This window comes from Streptomyces sp. NPDC059169 (assembly GCF_042755225.1).
Taxonomy (GTDB): Bacteria; Actinomycetota; Actinomycetes; order Streptomycetales; family Streptomycetaceae; genus Streptomyces.
In genome coordinates this window covers 35,149-58,104 of the sequence record NZ_JBHZCF010000024.1, presented here as the reverse complement: position 1 = coordinate 58,104, position 22,956 = coordinate 35,149, and the positions used below count along the sequence as shown (strand labels likewise).

Genomic DNA, 22,956 nt, shown 5'->3' with positions numbered 1-22,956 from the left:
GGTCGCACACGACGCCGACCCGTCGAACAATGGCCATGTCCGGAACAGCCTCTACGGGGCACTTCGACTACGGCAGGCTGCACGCGGCCGTCGTGCCGCCCGCCGGACGGGACGGTCCACGTGACGACTTCGCCCTTCGGGTCCGGCGACCCGTTCTCCGACCTCTTCGACCGCTTCTTCGGCATGAGCCCGGCAGCCTCCCCGCCCGCCGTCCAGCGGGTGCCCGTCGGCCGCCTGCTCAGCGACTCCTCGCACGAACTACTGGCCGCGGCCGGCAACCGCGCCGCCGAGGACGGATGCGATCTCGACACCGTGCACCTGCTGTGGGCCGCGACGCAGGTCCCGGCCGCCAGGCAGGTGCTGGAGCAGGCCGGCGCCGACCCGGACCGCCTGGCCGAGGAACTACGGGAATCACTCCCCACCGGCCACGGTGGCACGGAGCCCGCGCTGACCCCGGCGGCCAAACGTGCGCTGCTCGCCGCCCACGCGCACTCCCAGGCGGCCGGCGCCTCCTACATCGGCCCGGAGCACATCCTGGCCGCCCTGGTCGACGACCCCCGTTCGGGCGCCGCACGGACCCTGCGGTCGGAAGGGGCGCAGCCGGCCGCGCTGGGCGGCGGGGGTGCCACCGGGGCGCGGAGAGGGGCGGGCAGCACGACCGACACCCCGACCCTCGACGAGTACGGGCGCGACCTCACCGCGGAAGCCCGGGGCGGCCGGCTCGACCCCGTCGTCGGACGGGCGGAGGAGATCGAGCAGACCGTGGAGGTGCTGTCCCGGCGGACGAAGAACAATCCCGTGCTGATCGGGGACCCCGGCGTCGGCAAGACCGCGATCGTCGAAGGGCTGGCCCAGCGGATCGTCGCCGAGGAAGTGCCCCGGTCGCTCCGGGACCGCCGCGTGGTGACCCTCGATCTCGCGGGGCTGGTCGCCGGATCCAAGTACCGCGGCGAGTTCGAGGAGCGGCTGAAGAAGGTGATCGACGAAGTCACCGCCGCCGGCAAGAGCATCATCCTGTTCATCGACGAGTTGCACACCGTCGTCGGTGCCGGGGCGGGCGGCGAGGGCGCCATGGACGCCGGGAACATCCTCAAGCCCGCACTCGCCCGCGGCGACCTGAGCGTCGTCGGTGCCACCACCATCGACGAGTACCGCAGGTACATCGAGAAGGACGCCGCCCTCGAACGCCGCTTCCAGCCCGTCATGGTGCCCGAGCCCTCCGTCGAGGAGACCGTCGAGATCCTGCTCGGGCTCCGCGACGCCTACGAGGCGCACCACCAGGTCCGCTTCACGGACGAGGCGCTGGACGCGGCGGCGGCCCTCTCCGACCGCTACATCACCGACCGCTTCCTGCCCGACAAGGCCATCGACCTGATGGACCAGGCCGGGGCTCGGGTCGGGCTGCGCAGCCTCGACGGTCCTGCCGGGACCGCGGACATCGAGGACCGCCTCACCAAGCTGCGCCGCGAGAAGGACGAGGCGGTCAGCACCGAGGACTACGAACGGGCCGCCCGGATCAAGGAACAGGTCCGGCAGGCGGAGAAGGAGCTCGCCGAGGCCGGCGAGGCACGGGACCAGGCCGGCACCGTCACCGCCGAGGACATCGCCGAGGTGCTGTCCGCCCGCACCGGAATCCCCGTCTCCCAGCTGACCGAGACCGAACGCGAACGACTCACCAGGCTCGAGGACGCCCTGCACGAACGGGTGGTCGGCCAGGAGGAGGCTGTCACGGCGGTCTCGCAGGCCGTGCGACGCGGCCGTGCGGGAATGGGGGATCCCGACCGGCCCACCGGCAGCTTCCTCTTCCTCGGGCCCACCGGCGTCGGCAAGACCGAGCTGGCCAAGGCGCTCGCGGAACTGCTCTTCGGGGACGCCGACCGGATGATCCGCTTCGACATGAGCGAGTTCCAGGAGAAGCACACCGTCTCCCGCCTCGTCGGCTCCCCGCCCGGGTACGTCGGCTACGAGGAAGCCGGACAGCTCACCGAAGCGGTGCGCCGCAAGCCCTACAGCGTCGTGCTGTTCGACGAGGTCGAGAAGGCCCACCCTGATGTGTTCAACCTGCTGCTCCAGGTGCTGGACGACGGACGGTTGACCGACGCCCAAGGGCGAACGGTCGACTTCCGCCACTGCGTCGTCATCATGACCAGCAACATCGCCTCCCGCCGCATCCTGGACCACCGGGGCGAGGTCGATGACATCAGGGACGATCTGATGGCCGACCTCCAGGCGCACTTCCGCCCCGAATTCCTCAACCGGGTCGACGAGGTCATCGTCTTCCACGCCCTGACCCGGGCGGACCTGGTCCGGATCGTCGACCTGCTGCTGGAGCGCAGCCGGCGCAGGCTGCACGCCCAGCGGATCACGCTGGAGATCACCGAGACGGCGAAGGAGTGGCTGGCCAACCGCGGCTACCAGCCGGAGTTCGGAGCCCGGCCGCTGCGCCGCACCATCCAGACGGAGCTCGACAACCGGCTGTCGAACATGCTGCTGGACGGCACGCTCAGTCCCGGCGACACCGTCGTCGCCGACGTCGACAACGGTGAGTTGGCGCTGGCGGTCCGTGAGGACGCCGAGCCCGACGCCGGATCGGACGCCGCCCCGAAAGCCGTGCCGGACCACAGACCGGACACCGGCCAGGGCACCGCGCAAGCGGCGTGACGGAACCGCGGAAGCGGCCTGACGGAGGAGAGCCGAACCGTTCGCGCGGATGTCCGCCGGGGTGACGGCCGGCCTGCCGTACGGCAGTCTCCGTCTTCACCTCGACGTCACCGGATCGGCTCCCCGTCGGCACAGCCGCCCGCCCTCGGGCGGGTAGGCGCACGCAGGATGAGCCCGTCGCACGGATCCGCCCCTCCCCGTGCCGTGCGCGCCGTCTCCGTACCGCGTGTGCCGGCCAAGCGCACGGGTCCGTCGGCGGACGCGAATCATCCGGCGCGGCGCCCCCGCCTGCGTCCCCCGGCCGTACGTCTGATGCGGTGCGCCCTGGCATGAGTACGCATCCCGCTCCTCCTCCGGAAGGGACCACCGACGAGACCCGGGCGGCGCGCCGCGTCGTCGAACTGCTCGAAGATTTGTGGGAACGCAGCCGGGGCGCGGCATCCCTGTTGTCGACGTCGCTCTCGACGTCGCAACTCCGCGCGCTCCGCAGCCTGGAGCGCAAGGAGGGAATCAACCTCCGTGCCCTCGGCGATGTGCTCGGCTCGGCTCCGTCATCGGTCAGCAGGCTGTGCCACCGACTCGAATCCCTGGGCTTCGTCGAACGCACGCGCAGTTCCGTGAGCCGGCGGGAACTGGAGCTGCGGTTGACCGATCGGGGCAGGCGGTGCCTCGCCGAGCTGCGGGCACGGCGCGAGGGCGTGCTGATGGCAGCCATCGAAGCGATGGCTCCGGCTTCCCGCATCGCCCTCCTGGAGGGCCTCGACGGATTCCGCCGCGCCGTAGCGACGACGGGAGCGGATCAGCCTCGGGGGGACGCTCCGACCCGTTCCGCCTGAGCGCCGGCGATCAGGCCCCGGTCCCGCACGACGTACGGGAATCCCCGCACGACGCCGTCGACCGTGCGGAACCGGCCGCGCGCCGTCACCCCCTACCGGAACGCCCGTACCAGTCGAGGCAGACCACCAGCGCGTCGTCGTCGAGGGGTTCGTCCCCGTGGTGACCGGCGAGTTCGCGGAGGACCGCATCCGGTACCTGCGAGGGCGGCAGGAGGCTGTTGGCAACGAGGGAGCGTGCCAGGGCCCGGTCGCCGTAGCGTTCGCCGGCCGGGGACGGGACGTCGTAGACGCCGTCGCTCCCGAAGAGCAGCCGGTCGCCGGAGCGCACGCTGAACCGCTCGGTCTCGTAGACCGTGCCCTCGAACCTTCCCAGGGGCTGTTGGGCGTCGAAGGAGACGGTGTCCACGGCGCGGCCGCGCAACCGCAACAGCCGCGGCGAACCGGCGTCCAAGGCCTCCACCTCGCCCGTGTGCAGATCGAAGCGGAGCAGCAGGACGGACACGTGGGCGCGGCCCTGGTACTGGGCGTAGACGGCCTGGTCGGCCAGGCTCGCCTGACCGACCAGGCCGAGGCCGGCGCGGCGCGCGTTGCGCAGGGCATTGACTGCGAGGTTGGTGAGCAGCGCCGCCTCTATGCCCTCGCCCATGCCGTTGGTGACGGTGAGCGTCAGGTGGTCCGCGCAGGCGGACCAGTCGTAGTTGTCCCCGAAGATCGCGTAGGCGGGCTCCAGGTGCGCCCCGAGCGAGAACTCGCTGCGGGTGCAGGAGCACCCCGGGAGCAACTGCCACTGCAGTTCGGCGGCCAGCGTCAGCCGCGCAGCGCGCCGGGCGAGGACGTACAGGTCCGTGTCGCGCTCCGCCACGAGGACCTCGTGGCCCAGCGCCTCGCAGAGGTGCAGCAGCTCCGCCCGCGCCTCCTCGGTGTAGGAGCCGCTTCCCATCAGCACGGTGAGCACGCCGAGGCGGTCCCCCCGGATGGTGACCGGAAGGTGCACCTCGACGTCCGCGTCACCGGCTTCGGTCGCGTACGGCTCCTGCGAGCCGAAGGCGCGTCCCTGCGGGCTCCCGTACAAGGGGACGGGAACCGTCGCGCCCGGCACGCCCTCCACGGCCTGCAGCGAGCGCATCAAGTGGTCCGCGAGCCGCAGCTCCACCGCGCGGGCGCCGTACCGCGCGGCGAGGGCGGTGGTCACCACATCCAGGAGCGCGTGCCGGGCGGCGCTGCGCAGGACCTGCTCAACGGGGGCGAACGTGTTCATCATCCACAGTTCTTTTCGCGCCGGACCCCCACGGCCCGGCAGGGCGGGACCGTGCGCGCCCCCACCGGCACCGGGAGGCACGGGCGCCGGTCACGAGCACTGCATTCTACGAATTCAGTGCAACATTTGTCACTCGGCAATGGTATGCCGGGGTGCTCCCTGGAAATGGGTGGCGTACCCGGCGGCATACGGGGCAGACGTGCCACACGCGGGGCACCCGACGTCGGCGCACGCCCCTGGAACCGACCATGCGAAAGCGGAGGATCATGTCCCCCCAAGGAGAGAACCTGGACGTCGAGGTCGAGGTCCACGATCCCGGCACGGCGATCGTGACGGTCCGCGGCGAATTGGACGTCGACACGGCGACGTTCCTCCACCACCACCTGGCGAACCAGTTCCTCCACGGACGCCGCCATCTCGTCCTGGAACTGTCCGCCCTGGACTTCATGGACTCCTCCGGACTGAACGTCCTGATCAGGATCACCCGGGAAGCACGGGCGGCCCAGGGCGACCTGCACGTAGCGGCTCCGACACCCACCGTGCGCAAGCTGTTCGACCTTACGGGTCTGAGCCTGGCGACGCCCCTCCACACCGATGTGGAAGCGGCGCTCACCGCCGTGAAGCTTGCGGAGTCCCGGCGGTCTCGCTCGGTCACCGCGGACTCACCGGCCCGCTGACCCGCCTCGCCGGATGGGGCAGCCCCGACACGCGCAGGCCGGGCGGCGTCCCTTCCCGTCGATACGCGTGCGCGTCGAACCGAGGCGGTCGAGGGAGGTCCCGAAGGCACCGGCGGGTACGGAGACGGTGCCCCGTCCCGTCTACGTCGGGCCCGGTAGGGGCGGTGCGGCCCTCGTGAGGCCCTGTGCTGCGGCGCTCCCCGGCTTCCCTGCCGTGTCGTGCGGACCGCCGTGCCACTCCATGAGCACGACCGTGGCGTCGTCGGACAGGGTGTCCCCGTGGTGCGCGAGCACGGCCCGTACCAGACGCCGTAGCGTCTCGACGACGGGCAGGCCGTCCGCCTGGTGGCGGACCACGAAGTCGACGAAGTGGGCGAGGCCGAACTGGTGCCCCCGCGCGTCACGGGCTTCGGTGATGCCGTCCGTGTACAGCAACAGGCGGTCCCCGGGCTCCAGATGCTCGTGGCAGATGGTGAGGGGGAGGTTCAGCTCCGTGCCCAGGGGATGCGAAGGCGGGCAGTCGAGCGCGGCAGTCCACCGACCGCCGCGGATGAGCACCGGTGCCGGGTGCCCGCAGTTGATCCAGGAGAGCCGGCCGGTCCGGGTGTCGAAGTCGGCCAGGATGCCCGTGGTGTAGCGGGTGTGGGCGAAATGCCTCAGCAGGGTGTCCTCGATCTCCCGGGCGATGGTGAGCAGTTCCGCGCCGTCCCGGCGCTGCGAACGGCCGGTCGCCACCGCGAGGTTGGCCGTCAGTCCGGCGGCACTGTCGTGTCCCATCGCGTCGAAGACGGCCAGGTGCACGACGCCGTCGGCGAACGCGTAGTCGAAGGCGTCCCCCGCGACCTCGTACGCCGGTTCCATGGCTGCGGCGAGGACGACCCGGTCGTTCGCGGACGCGAGTGGAGGCATGAGCTTCCACTGCATCTCCGCCGCCACGCGCATCGCCTCGGTGCGCACCAGCCGGGCGTACGCGTCGCTGGAGGGGCGTTTGCCGGCCAACAGCAGACCGGTGAGCGACGCGAGGTGGCGCAGCGCAGCGGTATCCGCTGCGGTACCCCCCACGCCTGCTTCCGCGGCGCCCGGTGCGACGTCGGCGCGCAGCACGCCCAGCCGTTGGATCCCCTCCAGGACCGGCACCCAGTACCGACGGCGCCCGCAGTCGTCGGCGGCGTGCGAGGACGCAAGGACACGGGACTCCCGGAAGGCGGCACCGGGCAGGGTTCCGTCGACGGCGTACTCCTCGCCGCCCAGCCCCGCGTCGGGTCCGCGGCCCGTCAGTTCCCTCAGCAGCTGCTGGCGCAGGTCGGCGACGTACACGCGCGCGTCCATGAGCCCGGCCATGGCCCCGCAATCGGCGATCAGCCCGGGCAGTTGCTCCACGTCCGCCAGGTGCCCGGCCTCAAGGAGGCTCCCGAGCATCCGCGCCACACCTTCCGGACCGGTCATCGCACCCATCCGTCCTGCACGGCGGTACCGCCGCCCTCGCGGTCCGTGCCGTCCTGGCCCGGATCGCCGGGCCTGCCGCCCCGTCCACGCCGGACGGCAACCTCGCTCGCCTCTGCGGCAGCGCGACCTTCAGGCTCAGCGTAGGGCGGCGGCCGGAACGGGGCGAGCCAGGACGGCACGGACTGCGGGGGCTCGCGACCGCCACGTCCCCCGCTGGGGCCGCGCGGCCGGTCCTCCCCTTGCCCCGGGAGGGCGCACCGAGGCGTACGCCGACGATGTCGCTACCGGCGGGTACCACCGCTCCGCTGCAGGCATTCGTCGACCACGCGCCGCAGGCTCCCCGTTCGCTGCAGCAGGTCCCGCTGCACCAGTGCCCCGTTGCCGGACGCGAGCAGCCGGTCCAGCGCCCGCTCGGCCGGCCGGGTGTCCCCCGCGTCGTCCAGAGCGTCCCGAACGTGGTCGAGGAGCGCGCGCACCACGGTGCCCGCGGGTGCGGGTCGCAGGCTCAGGGGGTGCAGCAGGTCCCCCTGCAGCCCGTAGCGTCCCGCGCGCCAAGAGGCCAGGCGCAACAGGGCCACGCTGTGCCGGGAGGGCGGCCCTCCGGCACGCCACTGCCTGGAGGCCGTCTCGACCAGGCCGCGCGCCAGGGTCGCCAGCAGCACCGTCGTGGTGGGCTCCAGGCACACGTCGGCGACCCTGATCTCGACCGTGGGGTAGCGGTGCGACAGCCGCGCGTCGAAGTAGATCATCCCTTCGTCGCGCAGCACACCGGTGTCGATCATCTCCCGTACCCGTGCGTGGTATCGGTCCGGCGATCCGAAGGGCTCCACCGGTCCGGCCGACGGCCAGCGGCTCCAGACCTGACTGCGGTAACTGGCGTATTCCGTGTCCCGTCCCTGCCAGAAGGGGGAGTTCGCACTCAGCGCCAGGAGCACGGCGAGCCAGGGCCGGACCCGGTCCAGTACCGCTACGCCCTCGTCGTCCGAGTCCACCGATACGTGGACGTGGCAGCCGCAGGTGAGGGCTTCCTGCACCGTCAGCCCGAAGTGTTCGCCCATCCAGCGGTAGCGCTCGCCGAAACCCACGGACGGGCTGACCGGCAGCGGCGAGGTGGCCAAGGCGGCGACGGACACGCCCAGTTCCTGAGCGTGCCGTGCCGCTTCCGCCCGCCACCGGTCGATCTCGTCCGCCAGGTCCGCCATGGACGTCTGCGGCCGCGTGGCGAACTCCAGCTGCTCCCGCTGCAGCTCCGCCTCAAAGCCCGCGCCGTCCCCGCCGGCCTGCTGGGAGGCCACGGCGAGCACGGCCGCCGACAGGGCCCTGGGCTCTCCCGTGCCTGCATCCATGAGCAGGAGCTCTTCCTCGACGCCCACGCTTCGCACGGCGACCGCCTTTCCCTCGACCGCCTCCCTGCCGCAGCTGGCCTCGGGCAGTCGATTCCCTCGCCCGTATGCCTACCCGCTTCGGTGCGCCAGCCCCGGACGGGGGCGGACCGGCGCGGAGAGCAGGGGAACCGGGGTGGTGAGGCCGGGCTCGCCCACCGCGGATCAGGACGCGCACGCCCTCACGGTGCCGGGGCGGGCCACGGGCACACGGGGCCGAGCGGACGGATCGGGCCGTAGCCGCACGTCCCCGGGGCACCGGGCGTCGTCCCCCGTTTGCCGTAACGGACATCGCGACGCAGGGTGGAGGACACGTCGGGACCACCGCATCGGAAGGACATCGGGCCGCAGGGGCGCCAACAGACCCGTGACGTCCACTCCGCTGCGGGTCCCGGAGGACCGCCCGGTGCGGTGCGCTCCCGCAGGGGCCGCGCACACCGCGGTCGCGCGCCGAACCGCCCGAAACGTCGGACTGGGGGTGGGTGAGACCGGCGGGTCCGGGTAGTCGCGCGGACAGACCCCTCAGATACGGCAGAGGAGATCGACATGAAGCGTGCCAGGCAGCACGGCAAGCCCTTCCCCGAGGCTGCGGAAGACCTCAGGAGGGAGATCAGGGACGCCGACCTGGATGTGACCGAGAGCCGCCGCCCGCAAGGGACGCCGAGGACCTCGCTCGGGGCGGAACTGCCGGGCCGTGAGGAAGTCGGCGCCGCCCAGCGACCCCGCTGAGGGCGTGCCGAGACGCCGCTGGACCGCTCGGTCGGCCGCCCGGGGTCCCGGGCGGCCGACCGGTGGACGACCACCCCGTCGGGTGGCTCTCCGGCGCGTCCGGTCCTCCTCCACCGTCCGCTCCCCCTACGGGACGTGGACGTGAAGGGGTCGAGAATGCGGGATGCACGCGCCGCCCATGCAGGCTCCGGGTGAGCACACCTATCCACGGTCAGGGGACGTCGGCACGGCTGTGCGCCCGCGGAAGGAATGCGTCCACCAGTCCGATGAACGGTGGCACGACGACGGGGGTCGCGCGCGCACTTCTGCGGCAATCTCTCGAAGGCCGGGCAACCTCTCGAAGGCCGAGTCCTCCGTGACACCGTTCCCCCTGCGGCGTCGACGGGTCACCGGCCACGGGCCGCGAGGACGTCCCGGGCCGCACGGGCTCCCGAGGCCATGGCTCCTTGGACCGAACCCGAGGCGCGGTGGTCGCCGCACACGTACAGCCCGTCCGACACCCTGCCGGAACGCGTCAGCGGCCACGGTGGGGGCATCGCCGGCAGCGCCCCGGGCACGGTGTACGCCGCCACGGTCTCCCAGTCCGCCGTGGCTGCCGCATACGCCTCGGAGAGCGCGGAGCGCACCGCGGCCTCCCTGCCCGGCGCGTCCTCCCCGAGTACCGACGTTGATACGAGTGCACGCCCGTCGGTGGAGTAGGTCGAAGAGACCTCCGTCAGCACACAGGTGTTGAGGAAGCGCCGGCGCGCATCCAGGAGCAGGGTCGGCTCCCGCAGCGGGGGCACGGAGGCCGCGTGGTAGTACGTCGTGACGGTGCGCGTCCGGGGCACCGCGAGCTCGGGGACGAGCACCGACGCGGTCTCGGCGTCCGTGGCGACGACCACCGCCCGGGCTTCACGGACGCTTCCGTCGCCGAGCACCACACCTCCCTCGGCGACCGCCGCGACAGGCGTCGCCAACTCCACGCCGCCCGGCGGCAGCGCGGCCGCCAGTTGTCCGGGGACGGCACCGATTCCGCCGGCGGGGAGGGTGAGGCTGCCGCGGACGAAACTGCGCCACACCAGGTGGAACACGCGGCTCGACGTCTCCAGTTCGTCCTCCAGGAAGACCCCCGCGAGGAAGGGGCGGAGGAAGGAGTCCACTGCTCTGTCCGACAGCCCGGCACGGGCGAGTTCGGTGCGTGTCGTGTGCTCGGGCCGTCGCTTGAGCCACCGGGGCGGCACGAGGGTGTCCCGTGCCGTCAGCGCGGCGAGGGCCGTGAGGTCACGCACCGTGGCGTGCCGCCCGTCGAGGAGGCGCGCGGCGTCCCCGGGCCGGCGGGTCGGGTCGCTGAAACGCACCCGTCCGCCGTCCGGAGTGTGCACGAGCACGCCGGGGGTGAACGGGCGCAGGCGGAGGTCCGCCAGCCTCAGGCGTCGCTTCACCTGTGGGTAGGACGTGTTGAACACCTGGAACCCGCGGTCCATCAGGAATCCGCGGTGCGCGTCCGTGCGCATCCTGCCGCCGACGCCGTCCGAGGCCTCCAGCACGCGGACGTCCCAGCCGGCGGCCGCCAGGTCGAGGGCGCAGGCGAGACCGGCGAGACCGGCGCCCACGACAATCACGTCACTGCACCCGTTCCGTACGGCGGTCATCGCTACCGTCCTTCCTCGGGTCGCCCGGTACGCGGAACACCCAGCACTGCCCCGCTCTCCATCCGTTGTCACGTCTTTCCGCGGAACGGACCACCACGGATGCGCCGTCCCGCCGATCGACCGAGCGGGCGGCGCGTACGGGCCCGTTGGCACCGGAGGTCCGCGGGACGCCGCTGCCGGGCGGGGCTCGGGAAGGCGGCACCCCCGTGCGGCGGCTCGGCTGCGTCCGCCCTACCAGGTCCCCGGACCCCTTGATGCCGCGCAGGGTGTCCAACCGACTACGGTGCATCACCGGGTGGGTTTGCGTCCGCCACCGTCCGGGGGCACCGGCACCGATCCGGCCGGGCGGGCCCGGCACGGCGATCCGGACCGGACCGGATCGCACGCCTCCGGCTCGTTTCCTGCGATGATCCAGGCGGGCAGCGGCGGCGTCGCAGGGGCGCCGGCTTCCCGGCACCGCTCGGTGATCGCCCGTACGGGTGGTGCATCCCTAGGCACGGTCGTAGCGTCGAACCCAGGAGCGTGCGCCGAAAGGGGCACCTGCAGGACGACGCTCCGGCCGCGCCGAACCGGGCGCGTGGGGCGCATCAAGGTGTAGACGGGCCGCCTGGGCTCGAGAAGAGAGCAGCTGGGGAGCCGACATGCAGGGATTCACGTTCAGGACAGCGGTGACGCTGTGTGCCGCTGCAGCGCTCGCAGCAGGAGTCGTACCGGCGTCCGCTTCCGCGGCACCATCGACGACCGACGACGTGGTGGCCGTTGACTGTTTCTCGAATTCACAGGTGCGCCCCGGTGAATTCCTGCTCGCCTGCGGCGACGGCAACAACCGCCTCACCGCGCTCCGGTGGTCCGCCTGGGGACCGACCACGGCCGTGGGCCGCGGGATCGACATGGTGAACGACTGTCAGCCCTACTGCGCCGCGGGCAAGTTCCGCGCCTATCCCGTCACCGTGACGCTCGACCGCCCCGAGACCTGGAACAAGCATCCGAAACTGCAGCACTTCACCCGTTTGCGTCTCGTGTACACGGACAACAAGCCCGCGCACGTAGCCCGGGACGTGACGTACACCCTCTGGGACTGACCGACTCCACTCCCGGGTGAAAGCCCGACCATTCGGTGGGGCCCGCCACCGCGGCCCACGCGACCGTCGGCGTGCCCGGGCGCGGGCGCCCTCCGGGCAACAGCCCGGCGAAGAGCGGGAAGGGACGTCCGTGGGAGGACGGGGAGGGGGAGGCGCGTGATCGCCCGCAAGGACACCGCGGGGGCGGCAGCCGCCCAGCGGCCCGGATACCTGGCCGCCGCCCTGGTCTTCGCCATCGGGATGGCCGGGACCACCCTGCCCTCCGCGCTGTACGGGCTGTACCAGGAGCAGATCGGCTTCTCCGAGCTGATGGTGACCGTGGTCTTCGCGGTGTACGCGGTCGCGGTCATCACCGTGCTGCTGTTGGTGGGCAATTACTCGGACGAGGTCGGCCGGCGGCCCGTGATCCTGTGCGCCATGGGGTTGTCGGCGGCGAGCGCCGCGTGCTTCCTCCTCGAAGGAGGTCTGCCCCTGCTCTTCGCCGGACGGCTGCTGTCCGGGGGTGCGGCCGGATTGCTCAGCGGCGCGGCGACCGCCGCCGTCATCGAGCTGGCGGCCCCGGGGCGCAAGGCCCGGGCGGGGTTCGCCGCCACGGCGGCGAACATGGGCGGCCTGGGGTGCGGTCCTCTGATCTCGGGCCTCATCGCGCAGTACACGCCCTGGCCCCTCGCGCTGCCGTTCTGGGTCCACCTCGGACTCGTCACCCTCGCCAGTGCGATCACCTGGTTCCTCCCCGAGACGGTGGCGGAGCCGAAGCGGTGGCCGCCTCTGAAGCCACAGGGGCTCGCGGTACCGCCGGAGGTGAAGGGGGTGTTCGCGCCCGCCGCCGTGGCGGCCTTCGCGGGCTTCTCGTTGCTCGGGCTGTTCACGGCGGTCGCCCCGAGCTTCGCCGCGGAGACGCTCGGCGTGCACAACCTGGCCGTGGCCGGTGCGGTGGTGTTCTCGGTGTTCCTCGCCTCCACGGTCGGGCAGTCCTTGACGCCGCGGATCGGCGCACGCTCCGCGCTCCCGGTGGGCTGCGGCGTCCTGATCGTGGGGCTGTTCCTGGTGGCGTCGTCGCTGGTGACCGAATCGCTGCCGCTGTTGGTCCTGGGTGCGCTGTGCGGAGGCAGCGGTCAGGGGCTGGCCTTCCGCGGGGCGCTCACCCTGATCAGTGACGCCGCACCGGCGCAACACCGCGGAAGCACCATTTCCGCGTTCTTCGTCGTCGCCTACTGCGGGATCTCCCTGCCCGTGGTCGGGGTGGGTGCCCTGGCCACGTGGCTCGGGCTGCGCGAGGCCGGGCTGATCTTCACCTGCTGCGTGATGCTGCTCGCCGCCGGGGCGGGCACCTACGCCGCCCGGCACCGGCCTGCGGGGGTCGTCCAGCGCCCTTGAGACACCGCCCCGGACGTTCGGGAGCGGCCCTCGGCACCGCCGCCTCCGGTGCCCCTTCAGCCGCGACGCCCCCTTTTCCCATACATTAGGAGTTATGTCAGTTCGACTCCCGACGGTGCACGACCACCGGCGGCGTTCCCGGAAGATCGGATGAAGCGCGTTCCACGCCGGGCCGTCGTCACGGCGGCGGCGATCTCCGTGCTCGCTGCTCCCGCCGCTTGCGGAACGGCCGACGCTCCGGGTGACGGCTCGTCCAGCGGGGGCGGTTTCACCGTCGGACTCCTCCTTCCCGACACCCACACGGCCCGCTGGGCGACCGCCGACAAGCCTCTGATCGTGAAGGAGGTCAAGGCGCTGTGCCCGGCCTGCCGGGTCACCCACGCCTACGCGTCCGCTGACGTGGCCACACAGCAGCAGCAGATCGAGTCCATGATCGCCAACGGTGCGAAGGTGCTGATCCTGGACCCCGTCGACGACAAGGCCCTGCGCTCCTCCATCACCCGCGCCCGCGACGCCCACGTTCCGGTCGTCTCCTACGACCGCCTCGCGCAGGGGCCCATCTCGGCGTACTCCAGCTACGACTCCGTGGAGATCGGAAAGATCCAGGCGCAGCAGTTGCTCAAGGCCATGGGTCCCAAGGCGCACGGCGGCCAGGTCGTGATGATGAACGGCGACCCCACCGACCCCAACACGAGGGACCTGAGGGAGGGCGCCCTCTCCGTGCTGAAGGGAAAGGTGAAGATCGCCAGGTCCTACTACACCGCAGAGTGGATCCCGGAGAACGCCTTCAGGAACATGTCCGCCGCCATCGCCGAGCTCGGTGCGGGCACGATCGACGGCGTGCTCTCGGCCAACGACGGGCTCGCGGGCGGCGTGGTGACCGCCCTCAGAGCCGCCGGAACCACACCGCTGCCTCCCGTCACCGGTCAGGACGCGGACCTCTCGGCGATCCGGCGGATCGTCAAGGGCGACCAGTACGTCACGGTCTACAAGTCCTTCGAGGCGGAGGCAGAGGCGGCCGCCCGCATGGCCGTCGCGCTGGGCCGGGGCGAGGAACTCGACACCATCGCGACGGACCGCGTCAGCAACGGCACGGACAAGGACATCCCCGCCGTCCTCGGCCCCCTGGTTGCGGTCACCGCGGACACGGTCGAGGAGACGGTCGTCAAGAGCGGCCTCTACACGGTCGATCAGATCTGCATCCCGACGGTCGCAGCGGCCTGCCGGAAGGCCGGACTCATCGAGTAGGTGCCCGAGCGGGCAGGCGGACGGCAAGGAGGTGGATGATGTGACCGGAACACCTCTGCTGGCACTGCGCGGAATCAGCAAGCGGTTCGGCGCGGTCTGGGCACTCGCGGACGTGGAGCTGGACATCCACGCCGGCGAGGTCGTCGCCCTGGTCGGCGACAACGGTGCGGGCAAGTCCACCCTCGTCAAAGTGATCACCGGCGCCGCCCCCGCCGACGAGGGCGTCATCAAGTGGGACGGCGGTCCCGTCCGGATCACCCGCCCCCGCGACGCACAGGCCCTGGGCATCGCCAGCGTCTACCAGGACCTCGCGTTGTGCGAAACCCTCGATGTCGTCGGCAACCTCTTCCTCGGCCACGAGATCGGCAGGACGGGGATCCTCGACGAGGTGTCCATGGAACGTCGGGCCCGGGAGCTGGACCTCCTGGACACCCTCTCGATCCAGATCCCGAGCGTCCGCGTCCCCGTCGCCTCGCTCTCGGCGGGCCAGCGCCAGACGGTCGCGATCGCGCGCGCCCTGCTGAGCGAACCGCGGCTGCTGATCCTCGACGAGCCGACCGCGGCGCTGGGCGTCCGGCAGGCCACGCACTTCCTCGACCTGATCGAGCAGCTCAGGGAGCGAGGGGTGGGCGTGCTCCTGGTCAGCCACAACCTGGGGGACGTCAAGGCCGTCGCGGACCAGGTGGCGGTGCTGCACCTCGGTCGCAACAACGGCTTCTTCAGCGTACCGACCACATCGCAGGAGCAGATCGTCTCCTCCATCACGGGCGCCACCGACAATGCCGTCAGCCACCGGAGGACCCGGGCGTGGGAGGGGGCACCGTGAAGAGGACACGCACGTCGGAGAGCGCCGGGGTCAGCAGAGCGGGGAGCGGTTCGGTACGGTCCGCGGCCCCTGCGGGAGACCGGCGGCGGCCACCGGAAGCAGGCGATTTCCGGAGTTACGCCAAGGACTTCACGGTCAAGCTGCGCAGCGGCGAGCTCGGTGCGATCCCCGGCATCGTCGCCGTCATCCTGATCTGGACGATCTTCCAGAGCCTCCACCCCCAGTTCATGTCCCCCCGCAACCTCTCCAACCTCAGCATCGACATCGTCGGCACGGGCATGATCGCCCTGGGCATCGTCTTCGTCCTGCTGATCGGCGAGGTCGACCTGTCCGTCGGAGCCGTCAGCGGTTTCACGGCGGCGGTGTTCGCCGTGCTGAACGTGAACGAAGGGTTGCCGGAATGGCTCGCGATCACCGCTGCCCTGCTCGCCGGAGCGGCGATCGGGGCGGTGCAGGGATTCTTCTCGGCCAGGATCGGGGTGCCCGCGTTCGTCGTCACCCTGGCGGGCCTGCTGGCCTGGAGGGGCCTCATGCTCTACATCCTGGGCGCGAGCGGCACCATCAACCTCCACGAGGTGGGTCTGGTCCCCGCACTGACCAGCTACTACTTCCACAACCCGGCGGTGGCGTACAGCCTGGCCGCACTCAGTGTGGCCGGGTTCCTCGTCGCGTCCTACCGTGACACGAGTCGTCGCCGGGCCGCCGGCGTGCCGTCGCGGCCGCTCGGCGTCGTCGCGGTGCGCACGGGTGCGGTGGCGGTGGTCGCGTTCGGCGCCGCGTACGTGCTGAACCGGTTCGAGGGCCTCCCCCTCGCGGTCCTCGTCTTCCTGTTGTTCGTCGTCGTCCTCAACTTCGTGCTGCGCCGCACGTTCTACGGGCGCAAGATCTTCTCCATCGGCGGCGGTGCCGAGGCGGCGCGTCGAGCGGGCATCAACGTCGTGTGGCTGCGCATCACGGCGTTCATGATGTCGGGGACCCTGGCCGCTGTCGGCGGGCTCTTCCTGGCTTCGCGCGTCGCCGCCGTGGGCCAGACGTCCGGCTCCGTCATCCTGCTGATCAACGCCGTCGCCGCGGCCGTCATCGGTGGTGTCAGCCTGTTCGGCGGCCGTGGTACGACCTGGTCCGTCGTGCTCGGCATGCTCGTCATCCAGTCGATCGCCTCGGGGATGGTCCTCCTCGGCATTCCGACGCCGATGCAGTCCGTGATCACCGCGGGCGTGCTGTTGGCGGCCGTGGCCCTCGACTCGCTGTCGCGCCGCTCCCAAAAGGCCCACGGCAGAGCCTGACCAGTGCGCGGACGGCGAGAGGGACGAGCGGACGAGGGTGGGCGGGCCGAGAGGGTCGGCGCTCGCGGTGCACGGCCCGCATCGACCAGGCCGGTCGCCTTCGCCCCAAACCCGCGCCCGGGCGCCGGGCCGACCGGTCCTCGCGCCGCCACGGCGGTTACGGCTGCGTCACCAGTTCCCGCTTCAAGATCTTCCCGGTCGCCGTCATCGGCAGGGCGTCACGGAATTCGACGATCCGCGGGTACTTGTAGCCGGCCATGCTGCGCTTGCACCAGGCGACGAGGTCCTCCTCGGTGACGGTCGCCCCCGGCTTGCGGATGACGTACGCCTTGACCTCCTCCCCGTGGCTCTCGTGCGGAACGCCGACCACCGCCGCGAGGCTGATGTCGGGGTGCGTAAGCAGCACCTCCTCCACCTCGCGGGGGTAGACGTTGAATCCGCCCCGGATGATCAGGTCCTTGGTGCGGTCGACGATGTAGAGGTAGCCGTCCGCGTCCCACCTGCCCACGTCTCCGGTGTGGAACCAACCGTCCGCGTCGATCGCCTCGGCCGTCGCCTCGGACCGGTTGAGGTAGCCCTTCATCACGTTGTGGCCGCGGACGCAGATCTCGCCGGGTTCCTCAGCGGCGCACCGCGTTCCGTCCTCACGGACGACCTCCACCTCGACGCCCCAGACGGGGAGCCCCACCGAGCCGGGCCGCCGGGGCCGGTCCCTGCGGTTGAACGTGGCGATCGGGCTGGTCTCGGACAGCCCGTACCCTTCGAGGATCGGCACGTTGAAGCGTTCCTCGAACTGCCTGAGCACCTCGACCGGCAGGGGCGAGCCGCCGCACACGCTCATCCGCAGGTTCCGGGTGATCGCCCCCAGGTCATGGCGGTCCGCGCCCTCGTAGGCGAGCAGGCTCCAGTACATGGTCGGCACGCCCGCGAAGAACGTGACGTTCTCGCGTTCCATCGCCTCGAGTGCGGCGCCGGCCTCGAAGCGGGGCAGCAGCACGATCGTCGCACCGCTCGCGAACGCCGCGTTGAGCTGCACCGTCTGGCCGAAGGAGTGGAACATGGGGAGCACCAGCAGATGGACGTCGTGCGGCTCCATCCCGAACAGGCCGTTCGCGAGGAGGGCGTTCTGCACCATGTTGCTGTGCGTCAGCTGCGCCCCCTTGGGACGACCGGTGGTCCCGCTCGTGTAGAGGACGACCGCGGTGTCGCCCTCACCGGTCGCGACGGTCGAGGAACCGGACGGCCTGCCGTGGGTGAACTCCGCGAGCGTCGGTACGCCGGGGACCGGTGCGGCAGCCGTCCGGTCCGAGGTGATCAGGACGAAGTGCTCGCACCCGGGGACCGCTTCGAAGGCGGAGCGACCGGACGCGCCCATGGGCAACTCGTCCGTTCCCTCGAAGCAGAAGTACGCTTTGGCCGCGGAATCCTCCAGGTGGTATGCGATCTCGCGGTCCGTGAGCAGGATGTTGAGTGGCACGACCACGGCGCCGGCCTTCAGGATGCCGAAGTAGACGACGGCGAAGTGGGGCAGGTTGGGGCAGCTGAGCGCCACCCGGTCGCCGCGGCCGACGCCGTGGGCGATCAGGGCGCTTGCGATCCGGTTGGCTTCGGCGTCCACCTGGGCGTACGACAGCCGGGTCCCGCCCAGGACCAGGGCGTCACGGTCGGGATGTTCCCGTGCGGTGTGTTCGAGGACGACGGCCAGGTTGAGCATGCGAGTCTCCCGTGTCGGTGTCAGCCGCGCAGCGCGGACGCGAAGATCTTCGGCAGCGCCGACCAGCGGGGTGCCGCTGCGAAGTCGGTGAGCCGTCGCCCCGTGGTCGCCGCGGTGCGGTTGGTGACGAACCACGGTGGCTTCGGGGTCAGGGACGGCTCCCCGTGCAGGACCGACCGGGGCGCCGGGCGGAACGGACCGCGCACCACGGTGCGTTCGGGTCCGTCGAGGAGAACGGCGTTGTGCACGACGCCGATCCCGCTCTGCACGTCGTCGACGGTGTGCCCGGGGAAGGCCCCCCAGCTCGCGTTGGCGGTGAGGTAGCCGACCCCGGTCCAGGCGTTCAGCGCCACCGTTCCGTAGCGCAGTTCGGCGATCGCGAGGTCGACGGCCGGACCGAGGTCCGCGAGGGTGCGGGGAGCAGCGATGAGGTTCACGCCGAGGGTGCCGGCGAACCGCTCGTTGGCCAGGTCCACCGCCGCGTCCAGGAAGGCCCGGGCGTCGCCCGGCAGTTCCGTGACGCCGAGCACGGGCGCGAAGTACTCGGTGGTCAGCATCGGCCCGGGCTCTTGCGGGTCGATCCCCTCGACGAGGACCCTCTGGCCGAATCGTTCGGCGCCGGGGAAGGCGTCGAGCGCCTGCTGCACCCGCTGGGCGCTGCCGGGGTAGTAGGCGGTGCGCCCGGGCGCCTCGGCGAGCACCGCGCGCAGATGGCTGAGGAACCGCTCCTTCTGCGGCCAGTCGGAGCCGACCACGACGACCTGGCCCGCGACGCAGTTGTAGCCGCCGTTGTGCAGCCGGTGCGTGGCCACGTGCTCGGCCTGGAACCGCAGGTCGGCATCGGACCAGTTGCCCGGTACCACGATGGTCGGCGACACTCCGCCCAGCTCGCTGGTGATGTCCTTGTCCAGCAGCGGCTTGCCGTCCCGCTTGCGGGCTGCGCCCTGGGCACCCGTCCCGAAGACGATCGCGTCGTGCGTCCGGGCGCTTCCGGTCATGTGCACGTGGCCGACCGCAGGGTGGTGCACGAGGTGGCCCCCGGCTTCCGCGCCGCCGGTCACGATGCGCACGGCTCCGATCTCGATCAGCGGCCCCAGTACGTTGCTGAAGACGTCGTACAGCCCGTCGGTGACCGGATTGAGCTTCAGCACGACGACCCGGTTGCGGGCGTACAGCTCGTACAGCACGTCCAGCACGGGGATCGAGGTGATGTTGCCGGCGCCGAGCACCACGCCGACGCCCGACGTCCGGGCCGGCTGTCTCAGGGCGAGTCCCGCGCGGCGGCGCACCGTCTCGGCACTCACCCCCGGCGGCATCCACACCTCCGCGCTGAACCCGCCCAGCAGCAACCGGTCGTAGATGCCGTGCGGAAGGACCCGCACGGCGACCCGGCCGCCGGGGGCGCGCCCGAGCGTGAAGCCGTCGACCGGGCTGCGGCCCTCCTCCAAGGCGCGGACGCTCGCCGCGAGCGCGGCCGTCCCGGTCAACACCGGGTATGGCCCGGAGGTCCACTCCTCACCGATGAGGGGGCTGTCCGCCGGGAGTCCCTTGTACGCGGCCGCTGCGCGTACCCAGACCTCGGACCAGTTCGCGGTCGCCGCGTGCACCTTCTCCAAGAGTTCCCTGCGCTCCGCCAGGCCGCAGGACGCCCAGGTCTCCTCCCCGCGGACCACCTCGCCCACGGCGCGGTCGAGGTCCGCCGCCGCACGGTCCGGAACGCGCGCCGTCACCGGGCACTCTCCTTGATGAGGTCGGCTGCCTTCTCAGCCGCCATGACGGTCGGGGCGTTGGTGTTGCCCCGCGGTACGGACGGGAACACCGAGGCGTCGACGACCCGGAGGCCCTCCACGCCCAGGACACGCAGGTCCGGATCGACCACCGAACCGATCGCACACGTCGACGTCGGGTGGAACAACGTCATGCCCGACCGCTTCGCCCAGGCGAGCAGCCCGACATCGTCCGAGTCCGCGGATGGCGCGTCGAACGGTTCTGACACGGCGTCGGCCAGGGGCGACTGGCGGACGATGTCCAGGGCGATCCGTACGCCGGCGACGATGCACGCGCGGTCCTCAGCGGTCGTGAGGTAGTTGTGCACGATGCGTGGTGCGGCGTCCGGGCGGGCCGACCGCAGGGTCACCGCTCCCCTGCTGGTCGGTGCCAGCACGCAGGGGCCGAGCGAGAACCCGTGCTCGGTCACGGGGCCGAGTCCGTCCTGGTGGAACAGCACCGGTGCCATGTGGAACTGGACGTCCGGGGCCTCGAGTCCGTCACGGGAGCGGAAGAATCCTCCGGCTTCGCCGATGTTGGAACTGAGCGGCCCGCGGCCCTCGCCCTGCAGCAGGGCCGCGTTGTGCGCCGTCGCGGCGGTCATCAACGACTCCACTCCGGTGCGGTAGTTCAGCAGCGCCATGAAGTGGTCCTGCAGTCCCTCCCCGACGGGGAGGTCGGCCACCGTCTCGATGCCGAACGCGGACAGCGGCCCGGCCGGACCGATCCCGGACAGCATCAGCAGTTTGGGCGACTCATACGTACCCGCACTGAGGATCACCTCGCGCTCGGCGCGGATGACCTCCACCGCTCCCCCGCGGGACACCTCGACCGCACGGGCCCGTCCCCGCTCGACCACCACCCGGTGCGCTCGGGTCGCGGTCAGCACGGACAGGTTCGTCCGTTCCCTGGCGGGGTGGAGGAACGCCACGGCGTTGCTGCAGCGCATGCCGTCGCGCTGGGTCAGTTGGTACCGGCCGACACCGAACTGACTCTCCGCGTTGAAGTCGTCGTTGTGCGGGTGTCCGGCCTTCACCGCGGCTTCGACGAAGGCGTCGGCCAGTTGGTGGTTGGACCGGCCGTCGCTGACGGTCAGGGGTCCGCCGGCGGCGTGGAAGGCGTCCGCGCCGCGTTCGTTGTCCTCGGACCGCAGGAAGTAGGGCAGGACGTCGGCGTACGACCATCCGGTGGCACCGGCAGCGGCCCAACCGTCGTAGTCGGCCCGGTTGCCGCGCATGTAGATCATCGCGTTCATGGAGCTGGTGCCGCCGAGCACCCTGCCACGGGGCAGATACGCGCGGCGCCCGTCGAGGCCGGGCTCGGGCTCGGTGTCGAGGTCCCAATCGAGGGACCCCTTGAACAACTGGGCGAACGCGGCGGGAACGTGGATCTCCTGGGCGGAGTCGGGTCCGCCCGCCTCGACCAGCGCCACGCGGACGTCCGGGTCCTCGGTGAGTCGCGCTGCGAGCACGCAGCCTGCGGACCCGGCCCCGACGATGACGTAGTCGTAGGTGTTCATGCGACCTCCGTAGGTCCTTCGGCAGCCCGGGGTCCGGTGCAGGGGTGCGTCGCTCGCCGTGCGCGGCCACCGCACGACGCCCACCCTCGGGTGGGCTGCCCGCTGGTCGCGAGGGCCTCTCGGTCGGCCACGGCCGGTGCCGAACTTCCCATGCGGTACCTCGGTGAAACACTCTGCCGGTGATTCCATCGTCCGATTCCCGGTTGGGCCATAGGCAGGGGGCCTGAATGGAGAGCCGCGGTTTGTGCCCGTGCACAACCGGGCGCGGGTCTAGAATCCGGACGTGACGACACAGCTGGGGGGCGACCGCGTGGTCGAGCTGGTCGGTCGCCTCCTGACCGAAGTGGACCGTCTCGCCGACGAGTTGACGGACAGAATCGTCGGCGGCGAGCATTCGTACGCGGAAGCACTGCTCGACCGCCACCAGTTGCGCACGACCGTCCACGACAACCTGCACACCCTGCTCACGGCACTTCAGGGCAGGCCGACGACCCTCGAAGCACCCAGGGCGGCCGGACGCCTCAAGGCCGAGCAGGGCATTCCGCTCGCCGCACTCCTGCACGCCTACCGCCTCGCCGGTCGCTTCATCTGGGACCGGCTCCTCACGGTCGCCGTGGACGAGGAGAGCACCAACCAGTTGCTGCACACGGCTTCCGACGTCTGGGCGGCGATCGACGACTACTCCGGCGCGGCCGCCGATGCCTACCGGGCGGCCGTCGAGGAGCGGGCACGGCGGGACGCCGCGGCACGGAGCGCGATGCTCACGACGCTCCTCGACGGCAGGGCCGGCACCGTCGGCCGCGCCTCGGAGATCACCCGCCTGCTGGACCTCGACGGCAAGGGACCGTTCCTCGTGGTCTGCGCGGAAACCCAGGACCACGCGGAGCCGTTGCCCGGCCTCGGGTACCGGCTGCGTGCTGCAGGTGTCGGTGCCGAGTGGGTCCGACAGGTGGGCGTGTGGGTGGGACTGCTGGCGCTTCCCGGCGAGCAGACGAGTGGTCCGGCGGTCGACCTGCTGGCGGACGTCACCGAGTCCCGCGTCGGCGTGAGCCGACCCTTCGCCTCCCCGGTGGACGCACCCACGGCGCGGCGCCAGGCGCAGCTGGCCGTCCGGTGCCTGCCGCTCGGTGCGCGCGGCGCGCACGTCTACGGCAGCTCACCGGTCTCCCTCCTCTCAGCCGCCTCACCCGACGTGGCACAGGAGGTCGCCCACGCCGTGCTGGGTCCGCTGTTATCGGAGCCGAGCGCCGAGCGGGACACGCTGTTGGAGACGCTCCACGCGTGGTTCGTCAGCGGCGGTTCGACGACGGTGGCGGCCCGGCGCCTGCACTGCCACCGCAACACGGTCCGCTACCGCCTCAACCGCGTCGCCGAACTGACCGGGCGACGCACCACGGACGCCGGGGCGTCCGCAGAGTTGTACTTCGCCCTCCAGGCCGTCCGGTTGAACGGCCTTGCTCCACCGCCCTGACGGCCGTTGACGCCGTCGGCACGGCAGCGGAGATCCCTTCCAG

The 22,956-nt window shown here is 71.6% G+C and carries 17 protein-coding genes; 10 read left to right on the top strand and 7 right to left on the bottom strand.

Annotated features, from left to right (window positions below; all coding sequences use genetic code 11):
- Positions 1–120 precede the first annotated feature (120 nt).
- Complete coding sequence (locus ACFXOM_RS32440) at positions 121–2,661, top strand: ATP-dependent Clp protease ATP-binding subunit (RefSeq protein WP_384928860.1); 2,541 nt, start codon at positions 121–123, stop codon at positions 2,659–2,661.
- 329 nt (positions 2,662–2,990) lie between these two features.
- The gene (locus ACFXOM_RS32435; protein WP_384949061.1) at positions 2,991–3,497 is read left to right on the top strand and encodes a MarR family winged helix-turn-helix transcriptional regulator; all 507 of its coding nucleotides are present in this window, start codon (positions 2,991–2,993) and stop codon (positions 3,495–3,497) included.
- Positions 3,498–3,582: 85 nt separating this feature from the next.
- Here ACFXOM_RS32435 and ACFXOM_RS32430 read toward each other — a convergent pair whose 3' ends face one another.
- A complete protein-coding gene (locus tag ACFXOM_RS32430) occupies positions 3,583–4,755 on the bottom strand; it encodes a PP2C family protein-serine/threonine phosphatase (RefSeq protein ID WP_384949076.1) in 1,173 nt (390 codons plus the stop codon).
- A gap of 266 nt (positions 4,756–5,021) precedes the next feature.
- Between ACFXOM_RS32430 and ACFXOM_RS32425 the strand changes: the two genes are divergently transcribed.
- Complete coding sequence (locus tag ACFXOM_RS32425) at positions 5,022–5,432, top strand: STAS domain-containing protein (protein ID WP_384928867.1); 411 nt, start codon at positions 5,022–5,024, stop codon at positions 5,430–5,432.
- Positions 5,433–5,573: 141 nt separating this feature from the next.
- Here ACFXOM_RS32425 and ACFXOM_RS32420 read toward each other — a convergent pair whose 3' ends face one another.
- Together ACFXOM_RS32420 and ACFXOM_RS32415 are read right to left on the bottom strand one after the other, a co-directional pair.
- Positions 5,574–6,878 (bottom strand): PP2C family protein-serine/threonine phosphatase, encoded by a 1,305-nt coding sequence (locus ACFXOM_RS32420; RefSeq protein ID WP_384928870.1) that lies wholly within the window; start codon positions 6,876–6,878, stop codon positions 5,574–5,576.
- Positions 6,879–7,159: 281 nt separating this feature from the next.
- Positions 7,160–8,260 (bottom strand): glutamate--cysteine ligase, encoded by a 1,101-nt coding sequence (locus ACFXOM_RS32415; RefSeq protein WP_384928873.1) that lies wholly within the window; start codon positions 8,258–8,260, stop codon positions 7,160–7,162.
- Between the two features lie 546 nt (positions 8,261–8,806).
- On the opposite strand from ACFXOM_RS32415, the gene ACFXOM_RS32410 reads away from it, so the two are divergent.
- The gene (locus tag ACFXOM_RS32410; protein WP_384928875.1) at positions 8,807–8,989 is read left to right on the top strand and encodes a hypothetical protein; all 183 of its coding nucleotides are present in this window, start codon (positions 8,807–8,809) and stop codon (positions 8,987–8,989) included.
- Between the two features lie 386 nt (positions 8,990–9,375).
- On the opposite strand, the gene ACFXOM_RS32405 is transcribed toward ACFXOM_RS32410, so the two are convergent.
- Positions 9,376–10,623 carry an NAD(P)/FAD-dependent oxidoreductase gene (locus ACFXOM_RS32405; protein ID WP_385040863.1) on the bottom strand — a complete coding sequence of 416 codons (1,248 nt, stop codon included), beginning with the start codon at positions 10,621–10,623 and terminating at the stop codon, positions 9,376–9,378.
- Between the two features lie 641 nt (positions 10,624–11,264).
- On the opposite strand from ACFXOM_RS32405, the gene ACFXOM_RS32400 reads away from it, so the two are divergent.
- The 5 genes from ACFXOM_RS32400 to ACFXOM_RS32380 all read left to right on the top strand — a co-directional run bounded on the left by ACFXOM_RS32400 (position 11,265) and on the right by ACFXOM_RS32380 (position 16,442).
- A complete protein-coding gene (locus ACFXOM_RS32400) occupies positions 11,265–11,705 on the top strand; it encodes a hypothetical protein (protein ID WP_384928879.1) in 441 nt (146 codons plus the stop codon).
- Positions 11,706–11,945: 240 nt separating this feature from the next.
- Positions 11,946–13,082 carry an MFS transporter gene (locus ACFXOM_RS32395; protein ID WP_385040922.1) on the top strand — a complete coding sequence of 379 codons (1,137 nt, stop codon included), beginning with the start codon at positions 11,946–11,948 and terminating at the stop codon, positions 13,080–13,082.
- A gap of 150 nt (positions 13,083–13,232) precedes the next feature.
- The gene (locus ACFXOM_RS32390; protein ID WP_385040860.1) at positions 13,233–14,330 is read left to right on the top strand and encodes a sugar ABC transporter substrate-binding protein; all 1,098 of its coding nucleotides are present in this window, start codon (positions 13,233–13,235) and stop codon (positions 14,328–14,330) included.
- Between the two features lie 40 nt (positions 14,331–14,370).
- Positions 14,371–15,156 (top strand): ATP-binding cassette domain-containing protein, encoded by a 786-nt coding sequence (locus ACFXOM_RS32385; protein ID WP_384928884.1) that lies wholly within the window; start codon positions 14,371–14,373, stop codon positions 15,154–15,156.
- Complete coding sequence (locus ACFXOM_RS32380) at positions 15,153–16,442, top strand: sugar ABC transporter permease (protein WP_384928887.1); 1,290 nt, start codon at positions 15,153–15,155, stop codon at positions 16,440–16,442. The genes ACFXOM_RS32385 and ACFXOM_RS32380 overlap by 4 nt, the downstream gene beginning before the upstream one ends.
- Before the next feature lie 157 nt (positions 16,443–16,599).
- Here ACFXOM_RS32380 and ACFXOM_RS32375 read toward each other — a convergent pair whose 3' ends face one another.
- Genes ACFXOM_RS32375 through ACFXOM_RS32365 form a run of 3 tightly spaced genes read right to left on the bottom strand, consistent with a single transcriptional unit; the run spans position 16,600 to position 21,442 of the window.
- A complete protein-coding gene (locus ACFXOM_RS32375) occupies positions 16,600–18,156 on the bottom strand; it encodes a long-chain fatty acid--CoA ligase (RefSeq protein ID WP_385040857.1) in 1,557 nt (518 codons plus the stop codon).
- 20 nt (positions 18,157–18,176) lie between these two features.
- Complete coding sequence (locus ACFXOM_RS32370) at positions 18,177–19,886, bottom strand: aldehyde dehydrogenase family protein (RefSeq protein WP_384928892.1); 1,710 nt, start codon at positions 19,884–19,886, stop codon at positions 18,177–18,179.
- Complete coding sequence (locus ACFXOM_RS32365) at positions 19,883–21,442, bottom strand: GMC family oxidoreductase (protein ID WP_384928895.1); 1,560 nt, start codon at positions 21,440–21,442, stop codon at positions 19,883–19,885. Before ACFXOM_RS32365 ends, ACFXOM_RS32370 begins: the two co-directional genes overlap by 4 nt.
- A 283-nt stretch (positions 21,443–21,725) precedes the next feature.
- On the opposite strand from ACFXOM_RS32365, the gene ACFXOM_RS32360 reads away from it, so the two are divergent.
- Positions 21,726–22,913: a PucR family transcriptional regulator gene (locus ACFXOM_RS32360; RefSeq protein WP_384928897.1), complete on the top strand. Its 1,188-nt coding sequence runs from the start codon at positions 21,726–21,728 to the stop codon at positions 22,911–22,913.
- Positions 22,914–22,956 lie beyond the last annotated feature (43 nt).